Annotated in this window: 13 protein-coding genes; 7 read left to right on the top strand and 6 right to left on the bottom strand. The window is 71.4% G+C overall.

From position 1 onward, the window contains the following. The first annotated feature begins 107 nt into the window (after positions 1 to 107). Genes ACFC1W_RS06535 through ACFC1W_RS06525 form a run of 3 tightly spaced genes read left to right on the top strand, consistent with a single transcriptional unit; the run spans position 108 to position 3170 of the window. On the top strand, positions 108 to 1271 hold the full coding sequence (locus ACFC1W_RS06535; protein ID WP_375990054.1) for a type III polyketide synthase: 1164 nt from the start codon (positions 108 to 110) through the stop codon (positions 1269 to 1271). Next, positions 1268 to 2035: a methyltransferase domain-containing protein gene (locus ACFC1W_RS06530; RefSeq protein WP_375990052.1), complete on the top strand. Its 768-nt coding sequence runs from the start codon at positions 1268 to 1270 to the stop codon at positions 2033 to 2035. Before ACFC1W_RS06535 ends, ACFC1W_RS06530 begins: the two co-directional genes overlap by 4 nt. Then, a complete protein-coding gene (locus tag ACFC1W_RS06525) occupies positions 2028 to 3170 on the top strand; it encodes an FAD-dependent oxidoreductase (RefSeq protein WP_375990049.1) in 1143 nt (380 codons plus the stop codon). The genes ACFC1W_RS06530 and ACFC1W_RS06525 overlap by 8 nt, the downstream gene beginning before the upstream one ends. A gap of 43 nt (positions 3171 to 3213) precedes the next feature. Here ACFC1W_RS06525 and ACFC1W_RS06520 read toward each other — a convergent pair whose 3' ends face one another. Beyond that, on the bottom strand, positions 3214 to 4056 hold the full coding sequence (locus ACFC1W_RS06520) for a UbiA family prenyltransferase (RefSeq protein WP_375990047.1): 843 nt from the start codon (positions 4054 to 4056) through the stop codon (positions 3214 to 3216). Positions 4057 to 4084: 28 nt separating this feature from the next. After that, positions 4085 to 6289 (bottom strand): ATP-dependent Clp protease ATP-binding subunit, encoded by a 2205-nt coding sequence (locus ACFC1W_RS06515; protein ID WP_375990045.1) that lies wholly within the window; start codon positions 6287 to 6289, stop codon positions 4085 to 4087. A 159-nt stretch (positions 6290 to 6448) separates the two neighbouring features. On the opposite strand from ACFC1W_RS06515, the gene ACFC1W_RS06510 reads away from it, so the two are divergent. Then, positions 6449 to 6661 carry a dodecin family protein gene (locus tag ACFC1W_RS06510; protein ID WP_375990042.1) on the top strand — a complete coding sequence of 71 codons (213 nt, stop codon included), beginning with the start codon at positions 6449 to 6451 and terminating at the stop codon, positions 6659 to 6661. A gap of 1 nt (position 6662) precedes the next feature. On the opposite strand, the gene ACFC1W_RS06505 is transcribed toward ACFC1W_RS06510, so the two are convergent. From ACFC1W_RS06505 to ACFC1W_RS06490, 4 genes are all read right to left on the bottom strand, one after another. Next, positions 6663 to 8333, bottom strand: a complete 1671-nt coding sequence (locus ACFC1W_RS06505; RefSeq protein ID WP_375990039.1) for a SulP family inorganic anion transporter — start codon at positions 8331 to 8333, stop codon at positions 6663 to 6665. Between the two features lie 51 nt (positions 8334 to 8384). Then, a complete protein-coding gene (locus ACFC1W_RS06500; protein WP_375991436.1) occupies positions 8385 to 9419 on the bottom strand; it encodes a GlxA family transcriptional regulator in 1035 nt (344 codons plus the stop codon). A 258-nt stretch (positions 9420 to 9677) separates the two neighbouring features. After that, positions 9678 to 10937 carry a glycosyltransferase gene (locus ACFC1W_RS06495; protein WP_375990036.1) on the bottom strand — a complete coding sequence of 420 codons (1260 nt, stop codon included), beginning with the start codon at positions 10935 to 10937 and terminating at the stop codon, positions 9678 to 9680. A gap of 5 nt (positions 10938 to 10942) precedes the next feature. Further along, the gene (locus ACFC1W_RS06490; protein WP_375990034.1) at positions 10943 to 12160 is read right to left on the bottom strand and encodes a glycosyltransferase; all 1218 of its coding nucleotides are present in this window, start codon (positions 12158 to 12160) and stop codon (positions 10943 to 10945) included. 109 nt (positions 12161 to 12269) lie between these two features. Between ACFC1W_RS06490 and ACFC1W_RS06485 the strand changes: the two genes are divergently transcribed. The 3 genes from ACFC1W_RS06485 (at position 12270) to ACFC1W_RS06475 (ending at position 14079) form a co-directional block, all read left to right on the top strand. Beyond that, positions 12270 to 12863: a hypothetical protein gene (locus tag ACFC1W_RS06485; protein ID WP_375990031.1), complete on the top strand. Its 594-nt coding sequence runs from the start codon at positions 12270 to 12272 to the stop codon at positions 12861 to 12863. A 43-nt stretch (positions 12864 to 12906) separates the two neighbouring features. Beyond that, positions 12907 to 13749: an LLM class F420-dependent oxidoreductase gene (locus ACFC1W_RS06480; RefSeq protein WP_375990029.1), complete on the top strand. Its 843-nt coding sequence runs from the start codon at positions 12907 to 12909 to the stop codon at positions 13747 to 13749. Between the two features lie 117 nt (positions 13750 to 13866). Next, on the top strand, positions 13867 to 14079 hold the full coding sequence (locus ACFC1W_RS06475; protein ID WP_375990027.1) for a hypothetical protein: 213 nt from the start codon (positions 13867 to 13869) through the stop codon (positions 14077 to 14079). The last annotated feature ends 4 nt before the right edge of the window (positions 14080 to 14083 follow it).

Here is a 14083-nt window from a genome sequence, read left to right as displayed (position 1 = left end):
GATCCGACCGTAGTACGCGAGCGGATGCCGCGCCCCGCGCTCTGCACGAACCTGACGGTTCGCACAAGACGGCCCCGCGTGGGGCCTCGGGGTGCTTAGGTGTGAGCATGAGTCCGCGCATCGTCTCGATCGGAACCGCCGTCCCGACGACCCGCGTCGCCCAGACAGAGGCCCGCGACCTCTTCGCGACGCAGCCCGGCGTCGACCGCCTGACCGCGCGGCTGATCCGTGCGGCCTTCGACGCTGCCGAGATCGAGCACCGGCATACCGTGCTCGCCCAGCTCGCCCGGTCGGGGGTGCCCGGTCCTGACGACGGCACGGCGTTCATCGACGCCGAGCGCGGCCTCCTCCGCCCGACGACCGGCACCCGGAACGACCTGTACATCCGCACCGCGCCTGCGCTCTACGCCGAGGCTGCCCGCGTCGCGATGGCGGACGCCGAGATCGAGGCATCCGCCATCACCCACGTCGTGACCGTCTCGTGCACCGGATTCTTCGCCCCCGGGCCGGACTACCGGCTCGTGCGCGACCTCGGCCTCGACCCGTCGGTCGAGCGCTACCACCTCGGCTTCATCGGCTGCGCGGCGGCGATGCCCGGACTGCGGCTCGCGTCGCGCATCGCCGATTCCGACCCGGCGGCCGTCGTGCTCGTCGTGTGCGTCGAGCTGTGCACGCTGCACATCCGGCCGTCGGCCGACCCGCAGCAGATCGTGGCCGCGTCGGTCTTCGCCGACGGGGCCGCCGCGGCCGTGGTCACCGCCGACCCCGGCGCGGGGCGCGAGGGCGGGCTCGAGCTCAACCGCTTCTCAACGGCGCTGACGGCGGAGGGTGAAGCCGACATGGTCTGGACCATCGGCGACCACGGGTTCGAGATGATCCTGTCGGCCGAGGTGCCCCGCATCGTCGGACGCGAGATCCGCGGCGCGGTCGACCGCTTCCTGGCGGGCGAGGCGACGCCCGACGTCTGGGCGGTCCATCCCGGCGGGCGCAGCGTGCTCGACCGGGTCAAGGCGGGCCTCGAGCTTCCGTCCACCGCCCTCGACGCCTCTCGAAGCGTGCTGCGCGACTACGGCAACATGTCGAGCGCCACGATCCTGTTCATCCTCGAGCGGTTGCTGCGCGATGACGCCGTCGCCGACGGTGCGCGGCTCGCCGCCCTGGCGTTCGGGCCCGGGCTGACCGTCGAATCGGCGCTCCTCACCAAGCGCGGCGCCCCAGGCTCTGCGGTCGCCGACGAGCCGGCGGCGGTCGCGGCGGTCGCCGGCGCATGAGCCTGGCGGTCCGCGACGTCGAGCTCGAGGAGCTCATGGACGATCCGGCCTGCGATCCGCGGCTCCTGCGCGCGACTCTGCGCCGGTTCGGCACCATCAATCGCCTCTTCTCGGGCTGGGGCTTCGCTTACCGAGTCCGCCTGGCCCCGCACCTCGCTTCGCTCGGCCGTCCCGCGCGCGTGCTCGACCTGGGCTCGGGGGGAGGCGACCTCGTGCTGCGGCTCGCGCGGCTCGCGGCCAAGGACGGGCTCGACGTCGCATGGACCGGCGTCGACCCCGACCCGCGCTCGCACGAGGTCGCGATCGGCCGGGACGCCCCGTCGAACGTGCGCTTCCGGCTGGCGGATGCCGCGACCCTGGTCGCCGAGGGCGAGACGTTCGACGCAGTGCTGTCCAACCATGTGCTGCACCACCTCGGCGACGACACGACGGCGTTCCTGTCGCAGTCCCGCGCGCTCTCGCACGGCGTGGTGCTGCACGGCGACATCGCGCGCGGCCGGATGCCGTACGTCCTGTACGCGGTGGCCGTCACCCCGTTCGCACCCGGGACCTTCCTGCGCACCGACGGACTGCGCTCGATCCGCCGCAGCTACACGCGCGACGAGCTGCGGCGCCTTCTCGACCGCGCGGAGCCCGGCGCCTGGAGCGTGACCGGACACGCACCGTTCCGGCTGCTCGCCACGGCACCCGGGCACGCCACGGCACCCGGGCTCGCGCCGGCGCCGGAACACGGTGCCGCGCGCACGGAGTCGCCGAGTGCCTGACGTCGTCGTCGTCGGCGCGGGGCCGGTCGGCATGCTGCTCGCGGGCGATCTCGCCCGTCGTGGCGTCGACGTCGCGCTGTACGAGCGCCGTCCCGCCGCCGGGGGCGGAACGCGGGCGATCGGCGTGCATGCGCCCGTGCTCGCCGCCCTCGAACCGGGCGGCGTGACCGAGCGACTGCTCGCGGCCGCGGCCCGGGTCCCCCGTGGCGAGGCGCGCTCGGACGGACGCGTCCTGGGCACGCTGTCGTTCTCGCGTCTGTCGACGCGGTTCCCGTTCGTCGCGACGCTGCCGCAGGCCGCGACCGAGGCGGTGCTCGCCGCCGACGCCCCCGAGCCGACCCGTGGGGCGACGGCGATGTCGATCGCACCCCGCGCTGACGGGGTGCGCGTGCGGATCGGCGTCGACGGGCGCCCGACCGAGCTCACGGCGCCGATCGTGGTCGTCGCGACCGGTGCCGGAGGGCGCGACCTCGTCTTCCGCCCCGGTGCCGTGCGCGCGCACGAGTATCGCGACCGGTACCTGATGGCGGATGCCGCGACCGGCCCTCGCGCCGACGACGACCTCGCCGTGATCCACCTCGATCGCGACGGCGTGCTCGAGTCGTTCCCGCTCCCGGACGGGTATCGGCGCTTCGTCACGTGGGACCGCCCGGGAGCAGACCCTGACCCCGCGGCACGCACCGCGCGCCTGCGCGCCGCCCTCGACGCGCGAGGAGAGGGCGAGGCATCCGTCGCCGTCTCACAGGCGACCGCCTTCGGCGTGCGGCGGGTGGTCGCCCCGCGCCTGCGCAACGGCCGGGTGATCGTGATCGGGGATGCCGCGCACGAGGTCAGCCCGATCGGCGGACAGGGCATGAACCTGGGTCTGCTCGACGCCGCGACCCTCGCGCCGCTGCTCGCGACGTGGGTGCGCAGCGGAGAAGCCCCGGACGCGGACCTGGCGCGATGGGAAGCACGCCGGATCGCGTCGGCCCGCACCGCCGCACGTCTGGCCGCGGCGAACACAGCGCTCGGGCGGAGCGCGCCTCGGGCCGTCGACGCGGGTCGGCGCGCGCTGGTCCGCACGATGCTGACCCCTCCCTTCGACCGCATCTTCGCCCGCGCCTACTCGATGGGGTTCGACGCCGACGCCTGACCGGCCTCGCGCGTCACCCCGCCTTACCCCGCCTCACCCCGCCTCACCCCGCCAGCGCGGCACCGCTCGCGACGAGCTGCGCGGCCAGCAGGAGCGCGGCGACCATGACGAGCCGGAACAGCACGCGCGCGGGAGGCCGCGCGAGCGCACGCACGATCGTCCACCCCGCGACCACGACGACGCCGGCGAAGAAGAGCCACGAGACGAGGGAGACCCTCGCGAGATCGCCTCCCGACGTGCCGAGGAGCACGGCGATCCCGCCGGCCAGCACCGCGCTCGCGGCGAGGACAGCCGAGACCCGCGCTCCCAGCCGGTGCGGCAGCCCGCGCACGCCGGTGCGGGCGTCGTCGTCGAGGTCGGGCAGGACGTTGGTCAGATGCACCGCCGAGCCCAGCGCCGCGCCCGCGATCCACGCCCAGCCCGGCGCGAACACCGGGTCGGGCGCCGACAGCGTCGCGAGCGACGGGAAGATCCCGAAGCTCACGATGAACGGCACGATCGACAGCACGCTCGACTTCAGCCCCGCGTTGTACGCCCACGCCGATCCGAGGAAGAGCGCGTGCGCCGCGAGCATCCGCCAGCCGAGAGGTGCCGACAGCGCGAGCGCGACGAGCAGGGCGACGGATGCCGCGCCCCACGCGGCCCGCAGCGACACGTCGCCCCGTGCGAGGGGCTTGTCGGTCCGGCCGACGGCTCGGTCGCGCGCCGCATCGAGCGCGTCGTTCGAGATGCCGATCGACACCTGGCCCGCGAAGACGGCGAGGGTCAGCATCGCCAGCCGCCACGGCTCGAGGCCGACGGCGAGGCCCAGCGTGAGCGCGAGCGTCGTGACGACCAGCGTCGGGCCGGGATGGGTCGATCCCCACAGGGCCCGGACGGTGCGCACGCTCCGATGCTCTCACGGAGCGGAAGCGTCAGTCCTCCAGCAGCTCGGCCTCGATGACCTCCTCCTCGTCGGCCTCGGGGACCGGTGAGGGACCCTCGCTGACGAGCGACAGCCCGGAGCCGTCCGCTGCGACATCCACCCGCACGACGTCGCCGTCGTGCACTCCGCCGCCGAGGATCGCCATCGCGAGGCGGTCCTGGATCTCGGACTGGATGAGCCGGCGCAGCGGCCGCGCACCGAACACCGGGTCGTAGCCGCGCTCGGCGAGCCAGCCTCGGGCGTCGGGTGTCACGGCCAGTGTGAGCCGGCGGTCCTTCAGCCTGCGCTGCAGCGCGAACACCGCGAGCTCGACGATCTGCGCGAGGTCGTCCTCGGTGAGCGCCTGGAAGATGACGATGTCGTCGAGGCGGTTCACGAACTCGGGCTTGAACGCCTGGCGGACGAGCCCCTGCACCTGTTCGCGCTTCTGCTCGGTCGAGAGGGTCGGGTCGATCAGGATCGGCGAGCCCAGGTTCGAGGTGAGGATCAGGATGACGTTCTTGAAGTCGACGGTGCGGCCCTGGCCGTCGGTCAGGCGACCGTCGTCCATGACCTGCAGCAGCACGTCGAAGACCTCGGGGTGCGCCTTCTCCACCTCGTCGAGCAGCACGACCGAGTACGGACGACGCCGCACCGCCTCGGTCAGCTGACCGCCCTGCTCGTAGCCGATGTACCCGGGAGGGGCGCCCACCAGCCGCGACACCGTGTGCTTCTCGCCGTACTCCGACATGTCGATGCGCACCATGGCGTGCTCGTCGTCGAAGAGGAACTCGGCGAGCGCCTTGGCGAGCTCGGTCTTGCCCACACCGGTAGGGCCGAGGAACAGGAACGAGCCGGTGGGCCGGTTCGGGTCGCTGATGCCGGCGCGCGAGCGCCGCACGGCGTCGGCCACCGCCTTGACGGCGTCCTTCTGGCCGATCAGGCGCTTGCCGAGCTCGGCTTCGAGGTGCAGCAGCTTCTCGGTCTCGCCCTGCAGGAGCCGGCCGACCGGGATGCCCGTCCACGCCGCGATGACCGCGGCGATGTCCTCGTCGGTGACCTGGTCGTTGACCATCCGGTCGCCGGCGGGCTCGTCGCGCTCGGCGTCGATCAGCTGCCGCTCGAGCGCCGGGATCTCGGCATAGAGCAGGCGCGATGCCTTCTCGAGGTTGCCTTCGCGCTGGGCGCGCTCCGCCTCCATGCGCGCGGCATCGAGCTTGGTCTTCAGGTCGCCCACGCGGTTGAGCGAGGCGCGCTCGTGCTCCCAGCGGGCCTGCAGGTCGCTGAGTCGCTCCTGCTCGCCCGCGAGGGTCTCGCGGAGGGCGGCGAGGCGCTCCTTCGAGGCGTCGTCCTTCTCCTTCTTGAGCGCGAGCTCCTCGAGCTTCAGGCGGTCGACGTGGCGGCGCAGCTCGTCGATCTCGAGCGGCGCGGAGTCGATCTCCATGCGCAGGCGGGAGGCGGCCTCGTCGATCAGGTCGATCGCCTTGTCGGGAAGCTGCCGGCTGGGGATGTAGCGGTGGCTGAGGGATGCTGCGGCCACGAGCGCCGCGTCGGCGATCGCCACCTTGTGGTGGGCCTCGTACCGCTCCTTGAGCCCGCGCAGGATCGCCACGGTGTCCTCGACCGAGGGCTCACCGACGTAGACCTGCTGGAAGCGGCGCTCGAGCGCGGCATCCTTCTCGATGAACTCCCGGTACTCGTTGAGCGTGGTCGCCCCGATCAGGCGCAGCTCGCCGCGCGCCAGCATGGGCTTGAGCATGTTGGACGCCGCGACGGAGCCCTCGCCGCCGCCCGCGCCCATGAGCACGTGCAGCTCGTCGATGAACGTGATGATGCGCCCGTCGGACTCGGTGATCTCCTTGAGGACGCTCTTGAGGCGCTCCTCGAACTGACCGCGGTACATCGCGCCGGCGACGAGCGCCGAGATGTCGAGCGTGACGAGCTCCTTGTCCTTGAGGGACTCGGCGACGTCGCCTGCGACGATGCGCTGCGCGAGGCCCTCGACGACAGCGGTCTTGCCGACGCCGGGCTCGCCGATGAGCACGGGGTTGTTCTTCGTGCGGCGGGTCAGCACCTGGCTGACGCGCCGGATCTCGCTGTCGCGGCCGATGACCGGATCGAGCTTGCCCTGGCGGGCCCGGTCGGTGAGGTTGATGCCGAACTGCTCGAGGGCGCTGCGCGCGTCCTCCTGTCCGGGCTGCTGGGTGGCGTTCATGTGTCTCCTGAAGTCTGCTCACAAAGTTGAGTCGTGATGACTCAACTTTAGCAGGAGAGTGGATGCCGCGGCAATGCGTGCGCCCGATCGTCAAGGGGTTGATTCGTCCGGCGAGCGGGAGAACGCTGGGAGCCACCCACACGAACAGAGGAGTTCATGATGAGCAGCACGACGGTCGCGCGCGTCACGACGATCACCGCACGGTCCCCCGAGAGCTTCGAGGCGGCTGTCCGAGAGGGCATCGCCCGCTCCCACCAGACGCTGCGCAACGTCAGCGGCGCGTGGGTGAAGGAGCAGAAGGTGGAGTGCACCGACGGCGCCATCACGTCCTACCAGGTGGTCCTGGAGGTGACGTTCGTCCTCGACGACTGACCTACGACCGGTCGCCGATCTCCGCGCGGGCATCGGCGTGCGCACGGCGCAGAGTCTCACCGACCCATTCGGTGCCCTTGTAGACGTTCCGCTCCCCGATGTCCGCGAGCAGCCCGCCCGCTTCGAGCGCGTCGAGCACACGGTCCTCGGTCGCGACCACCTTCAGGCTGGAGCCGGCGTCGCGCAGCTGATGCGCGAAGCGGCGCAGCACGTCGACGAGCGACAGCCCGATCTGATCGGTTCCCCGCAAGCGGACGATGACGACGGCATTGCGCGACGCCCGGCTGACTTCTGGAAGCTGCTTCTCGAAGATCGGCGCGCTGGCGAAGAACAGGCTGCCGTAGGGCTGCAGCACCAGCACGTCGTCGGACGGCACGACCGCAGGCGGCTCCGACTCGCGCAGGCGGCCGCCGGGCTCGATGTGCACAGCGCGCACGCGTACGCGGTTGGACTGCTGGCCGACGAACAGGATGATCCCGAGGCCGACGCCGGCGAGTACGGCGAACTGCAGCGGGATCACGAGCGTCAGCCCGAACGTGACCGCCATGACGGCCGTCGGCAACGGGCCCGACTTCGTCACCGAGTAGACCCGGCTGGGCTTGATCGCCCCGAATCCGACCACCATGAGCAGTCCCGCGAGCGCGGGCATGGCGATGAAGGCCACGAGGTCGGAGGCGGCGAACACGACGACGGCCATCACCGCCGCCGCGATGAAGAGCGCGAGGCGCGTCTTCGCGCCGGACTGCACGATGATGGACGATCCCGACATCGACCCTCCGACCGGCATGCCCTGGAAGAGGCCCGACACGACATTGCCCGCGCCCTGCCCGATGAAGTCGCGGTTCGCATCCGCCGGACGACCGTCGGCGCTGGGGATGCCGGCCGACACCGCCGCTCCCTGCACCAGGCCGATGAAGGCCAGCGACACCGCGGGGATGATCAGCACCGGGATGTCGGCGACGCTCGGCAGCACCGGCGCGGGCAGCCCGCGCGGAACGTCGACGATGTCGCGCAGCTGGGCCACCGGGTCGCCGACCCACAGGTTGAGGAGGACGGCGCACACCGAGCCGGCGATGACCGCGACGACGAGCCCCAGGCTACCCACGCGGGTCGGCCGCAGCACGACGATGAGCAGGATCGCGATGGTGCCGACCACGACCGACGCGATGTTCCACTGCCCGATGTGCACGAGCACGTCGATCGTCTTCAGCAGCCGGTTGGCACCCCGCCCGGGATAGCCGGTGAAGTTCGAGAGCTGCCCGAGGATGATGTTCACGCCGATCGCCGTGACGAACCCCGTCATCACCGCGGTCGGCACGAAGCTCACCAGCCGGCCGGCCCGGGCGAAGCCGGCGATCGCCATGACCACGCCCGTGAGGATCGCGAGCGTGAACAGCGCGCGGTCGGGATCCGGGCGAGAGGCGAGGTCGGCGTCCGACACGACCAGCGCCATCGCACTCGTCGCCTGGACGGCCATGAACGCGCTGCTCGTGACGAACGCGGCGCCGGCCATCCCGAACAGATAGGCGTAGAGCCCCGCGAGCGGATTCACGCCCGCGAGCAGCCCCGCCGCGAGACTGTCGGGGACGGCTTCCACGCCCAGCACCAGGCCGGCCGCGGCATCCTTCCCCAGAGTCTTGCGGGAGAACCACCGCCTCGGATCGATCCGCACGCTCACACCGTAGTGATGTGGACGCTGCGCGGCCTCGCCCGCCGCGGGTGGTTACGCGACGGGTTCGAGCATCGCCCCTGCGTCGCGCCGCGATTCGGCGGCCTCGATCCCTGCTGCCTCCCGCGCCTCGCGGGTGCAGCAGAACCGCGCCCGATAGGCCGTCGGGGTCGTGTCGAGGACGCGCGCGAAGTTCTGACGCAGCACGGCGGCCGACCCGAAGCCGCTCTCGTAGGCGATGCGGTCGAGTCCGAGGTCGGTCTTCTCGAGCAGCCGCTGCGCGTGGATGATGCGCTGACGCGCGAGCCACGCCGCGGGCGTCGCGCCGTAGTCGGCCTTGAAGCGCCGGGCGAACGTGCGCGGCGACATGTGGGCCTTCGAGGCGAGCTGGTCGACGCTGAGGTCGAGACGGAGGTTCTCGAGCATCCAGTCGGTCACCGGCGCGAGCGACAGCGACGCCACCTCGGGCAGCGGCCGGTCGATGAACTGCGCCTGTCCGCCGTCGCGCTGCGGGGGAACGACCATGCGGCGGGCGATCTTGTTGGTCATCTCGGCCCCGAGCTCCTGGCGCAGCAGGTGCAGGCAGGCGTCCAGGCCGGCCGCGGTGCCCGCGCTCGTGATGATGCGGCCGTCCTGCACGTACAGCACGTCGGGGTCGACGTGGACGGCGGGGTACATGCGGGCCATCGCGTCGGCGTACATCCAGTGCGTCGTCGCCTTGCGCCCGTCGAGCACACCGGACGCGGCCACGACGAACGAGCCGCTGCAGACGCTCAGCACCCACGCATCGCGCGCGACGGCCTGGCGGATCACGTCGAGCACGCGCTCGTCGGCGGTGCTGCGCGCCCAGTACTCGCGCGGCGTGGGTGACACGACGACCAGGTCGGCCTCATAGGCGAACGAGAGGTCGTGATCGACGTTGATCGAGAAGCCCATCTTGGAGTTCACGACGCCCGGGTCGGGTGTCACGATCCGGAAGTCGAAGTTCGGGATGCCGTCGGCGGAGCGATCGAGCCCGAAGGCCTCGCATGCGACGCCGAACTCGAACGGAGCGAACCCGTCCTGCACGATGACGGCGACCGTCTTCATGATGACCTCCTGGGGTGGGACTGCCATGGCAGTTTTCATGCGATGCGTGTCCATCCTGCCACTGTTGGCAGGACAACCACAAGCGTAGCGTTTCTGCCATGTTCATGGTGATTCTTCTCGCAGCACTGTCCGCTGTCGCGGTCGCCTCGACGATCACGGCACTTCGCAACGACGGATACCGTCGCACCCCGACCGACTGGTCACGACTCGTCTGACTCCGTCCCTCGCCCCCGGTCTTCAGGGACCGGGGCCGGGGCTTCAGCCGGCGATGACGCGGTCGTAGATCTCGACCATCGCCGCCGTGCGGGACGACTGCCGGAACCGCTCGCGGATCGTCGGGTCCACCTTCACCGGTGTTCCCGCGTCGATGGCGGCCACCGCGGTGCGCAGCGCCTCCGCCAGGGCCGCGGTCGAGGCATCCGTCCTCTTCCCCTCACCCACGCGCCAGAATCCCGCTCCGAGTTCGGCCGCGAGGTCGGTGTCGCTCACGATCGACGGCGTCCCCAGCGAGGCCGCCTCGAAGATCGTCATGCCCTGCGTCTCGAAGCCGATCGAGGTCTGCACGACCGCGTCGGCCGCGGCGATGCGACGGAGCGTCTCGTCATACGGCAGCCGCCCGGCGAAGACCACCGACGCCGCGGGCCGCGTGCGCGCGACCAACCGCTCGGCCGCGGCCAACTGGCCGCCCCCGCCGATGACCTCGACCTCGGCCCGCACGCCCGACTCCGCGAGTGCTTCGAGGAACGGCAGCAGACGCTTCTCTGGGCTCATGCGTCCGAGCCAGACGAGCCGCGCCGGACCCGGAGCGCGCTCCTCGGGCGCCTCGGCGAGGGTGGCGTCGAGGACCTCGTCGTCGATGCCGTTCCACACCACGTCGACGCGCGATCCGGGCGAGTGGAGGTCCAGGATGCCGCGGCGACCGCCCGGGACCACGCCGTGGTCCTCGAGCCGCCGTGCGAAGTGCGTGGAAGGTGCCGTCACGGCGTGCGAGCGCCCGGCGAATCGCCGGAGGAACGCCCAGCCGTCGGACCCGTCGGCGTCGCCGCTGGACTGCACGTCGAGCGAGCGCCGCTGCCAGGCGTTGAGCACCGCGAGGACGGCCGACGGGAAGGGCGCCGTCGCCTCGATGCCGACGTCGACGCGATTGTGCATGGTGTGCACCACGGGCAGTCCGTGCCGTGCGGCATAGCGGTGGCCGATGAACGCCCCCCAGAAATCACCCTGGATGTGCACGACGTCGACCGGCGGGCGGGCGGCGAGCGCGGCATCCACCCAGCGATCGGTTCCCCGGCCCGGCCACGACATCGAGTACTCGCGGTCGAACGTGATCGGGATCGACGGCATGTCGAGGTACGCGTCGTCGGCGGCGATGGATCTGCCCCGGGTGCTGTGCACGGCCGGCGCGACGATCGTGACGGCGTGGCCGGCGAGCTCGAGGAACCGCCGTTGCAGCCGCATCGACACCTGGGCTCCGCCGAGGGTCTCGACGTGCTGGTCGCCGAACATCACGACGTGCACGGGGGCTACTCCGGCAGCGGTTCGTCGCGGTACAGCGCCTCGAAGGTGTCGAGCGTGCGCTTCATGTCGTGCACCTTCACCCCGTCGAGCGACGCCTGCTGCATCTGCAGGCGATCCTCGGGTGAGAGCGTGAGCACCGCGGTGAGCTTCTCGGCGAGATCGTCCACATCGCCCGGGCGGAAGAGGTAGCCGTTCTCGCCGTCGTGCACCAGGTGCGGCAGCGCCACGGCATCGGCGGCGACGATGGGGAGGCCGGACGCCATCGCCTCCATGGTCGCGATGGACTGCAGCTCGGCGATCGACGCGATGACGAAGAGGCTCGCGTTCGTGAGGAGCGCCTTGAGCTCGTCGTCGGTGGTGTGACCGTGGAAGCGCACACGCTCGGTCAGGCCGAGCTCGCGCGTGAGCTCCTCGAGGTTGCGGCGCTGGTCTCCCTTGCCGACGATGTCGAACGTCACATCGAGCGCCGGGTCGAGCGTGGCGAGCGCCCGCAGCACGACGTCGATCTGCTTCTCGGTGGTGAGCCTGCCGACGAACACGAGGCGGTTGCCGTCTCGGGGCGTGAGGTCGGCGGTGTAGTTCGACGCCTCGATGCCGCAGCTGACCGGGATCACGCTCTGGATCTCGATGGTGCGCTCGAGGAACTCCGCCGCCTTGCGCGTGGGTGTGGTGACGGCGCGCGTCATGTCGAACGTGCGCTTGGCGTCCTCCCACGCGAGCTTGATCGCGTAGCGCGTCCACGAGGCGGGCAGCACTGTGAAGTCGAGCACGTTCTCGGCCATCACATGATTGGTCGCGACCACCGGGATGCCGCGCTGCCGGGCGATGCGCGTGAGTCCGCGGCCGATCACGATGTGCGACTGGATGTGCACGACATCGGGCTTGACCCGGTCGAGCACGCGCCGCGCGTAGTACTTCGAGCGGAACGGCAGCACGAAGGTGAGCCAGTCGTGCGGGTACCAGCGCCACGAGGCGATGCGGTGCATGGTCATCGGCTCGCCCTCGATCACCTCGGTGAAGGTGCCGTGAGCGCGATGGGTGGCGCTCGGCGCCATCACGTGCACGTCGTGGCCGCGCTTGACGAGGCCTGCGGCCAGTCGCTCCGCGAACCGGGCAGCGCCGTTGACGTGGGGCAGCCAGGTGTCGGCGCCGATCAGAATCGTCAGGGGTCGCTGGACTTCGGCGTCGGCCAGATGGTCGTCGGGCGTCGCGGACTCGGTCACGGGGTACAGGGGCCTGTCTGTGCGGCGGGGTTGTGCGCGGCGGGAAGGAGAGGGTGGCGCGGCATCCACTGTACCCGAGGGGTCCTGGTGAGCCCCGTACGCTGGAAGCATGCCCCGACTCCAGGCCGACGCCGATCCGACCCTGTGGGTGCCCGTGACCGAGTCCCTCGGGTTCAGGGGACGGCGGCACCGCAAGGCCGCGATCCGCATGCTGCTGTCCCAGGCGAACACCGCCGTGGGCGCGGCGCGGCCGGGCAGCGGCGTGGCCGCGTGGGCGATGAGCCAGGCCGCGCCCTTCCTCATGCGGCGGGCCGCCGGGCGGGTGCTGGTCTGGGTGTGGAAGGCCGACCCCGAGCTCGTCGTGACGATGGCCCAGGTGCAGGAGGCGACGCCCCAGCTGCGCACCGCCCGGGCCATGATGCCGATGGAGTACGACGACACCGAGTCGTTCCGCAGCAGCCACCTCGGCGTCGGCGAGAAGCTCGAAATGCCGCTCCCCTCCGACCCGCGCACGCCGCCGTTCGCCACCTACACGTGGGACACCGGCACTCACTTCGTCACCGTCACCGCGGTGTGCTCCGACCGCGAGCGCTTCGGCACCGTGATCGGATCGGTGGACGATCTCGCCCGCACGGTGCGCGTCGTCGACGACCTCGCCGTGGGCGAGGCGCCCGGCGTCCTGCGCATCGAGCCGAAGAACTGATCGCCCCGGCGCGCTGACGCGCCCTGGAACCGAAGGAGCCCGAGTGGTCGACATACGTCATCCGGCAGCCCATCGCCCGGTGCGCATCGGCGTGCAGCTCGCCCCGCAGCACGCGGGCTACAGCGCCTACCGCGACGCCGTGCTGCGCGCCGAGGACATGGGTGTCGACGCGATCTTCAACTGGGACCATTTCTTCCCGCTGACGTCGCCGTTCGCCGCCGAGCACTTCGAGGCCTGGACGGTGCTCGCCGCGATGGCCGAGCAGACCGAGCGCGTCGAGCTCGGCCCGCTCGTCAACTGCAGTTCGTATCGCAACCCCGATCTGCAGGCCGACATGGCCCGCACGGTCGACCACATCAGCGCGGGGGCCACGGGCACGGGCCGCCTCATCTTCGGCACCGGATCGGGCTGGGCCGAGCCGGATTACGTCGAGTACGGATACGAGTTCGGCACCGTCGGCTCGCGCCTCGACGACCTCGCCGCCGACCTGCCCCGCATCCGCTCCCGATGGGACCGGCTCAACCCTCCACCCACGCGACGGATCCCGATCCTCATCGGCGGCCAGGGCGAGCGCAAGACCCTGCGGCTCGTCGCCCAGCACGCCGACATCTGGCACACCTTCACGAAGCTCGACGACATGCCCCGCAAGATCGGAGTGCTGCACGAGTGGTGCGCGAAGGAGGGGCGCGACCCCGCCGAGATCGAGCTGTCGACCGGGTACACGATCCGCGGCTTCGGCCCGCTGCTGGAGGCGGATGCCCCGGCGCGGCTGTTCGAGCTCGGCTTCCGGCTCATCGTGCCCGCGATCGACGGACCGGATTACGACCTGTCGCCGCTCGTGCCGCTGCTCGCGTGGCGCGACCGGCTGAACGACGAGCTCGGGTGAGCGTCGTCTCGGAGCGACCGACCCGCCCTGCGGGAATCGTCCCTCGCGGGTGACGACGACGCCGGAACCGTCCTCCACGCTGGCAGTGTCCGTTTCGCGCCGCGCCGGAAGAGAGACATGTCCGCTCACCTCGTCGAAGTCGTCATCATCGGTCACCTCGGCCCGTCGCTGACCGCGGCGCTCGAGGGCTACGACGTGGTGGGGCGGGAAGACGGCACCTCGAGCGTCACCGGTATGGTGGGCGACCAGGCCGAGCTGCGGGCCCTGCTCGCCGTCTTCGACGGACTGAACATCGAGGTCGTGTCGGTCAACCGCGTGACCCCCGCCTGAAGGA

This window comes from Microbacterium sp. NPDC056003 (assembly GCF_042274785.1).
Taxonomy (GTDB): Bacteria; Actinomycetota; Actinomycetes; order Actinomycetales; family Microbacteriaceae; genus Microbacterium.
This window is presented reverse-complemented; position numbering and strand designations above follow the sequence as displayed.

Bases quoted from the DNA above. Each gene is read 5' to 3' on its own strand.
- ACFC1W_RS06535 (WP_375990054.1), top strand. From the start codon at position 108: ATGAGTCCGCGCATCGTCTCGATCGGAACCGCCGTCCCGACGACCCGC.
- ACFC1W_RS06530 (WP_375990052.1), top strand. From the start codon at position 1,268: ATGAGCCTGGCGGTCCGCGACGTCGAGCTCGAGGAGCTCATGGACGAT.
- ACFC1W_RS06515 (WP_375990045.1), bottom strand. From the start codon at position 6,289: ATGAACGCCACCCAGCAGCCCGGACAGGAGGACGCGCGCAGCGCCCTC.
- ACFC1W_RS06510 (WP_375990042.1), top strand. From the start codon at position 6,449: ATGAGCAGCACGACGGTCGCGCGCGTCACGACGATCACCGCACGGTCC.
- ACFC1W_RS06500 (WP_375991436.1), bottom strand. From the start codon at position 9,419: ATGAAGACGGTCGCCGTCATCGTGCAGGACGGGTTCGCTCCGTTCGAG.
- ACFC1W_RS06485 (WP_375990031.1), top strand. From the start codon at position 12,270: ATGCCCCGACTCCAGGCCGACGCCGATCCGACCCTGTGGGTGCCCGTG.
- ACFC1W_RS06475 (WP_375990027.1), top strand. From the start codon at position 13,867: ATGTCCGCTCACCTCGTCGAAGTCGTCATCATCGGTCACCTCGGCCCG.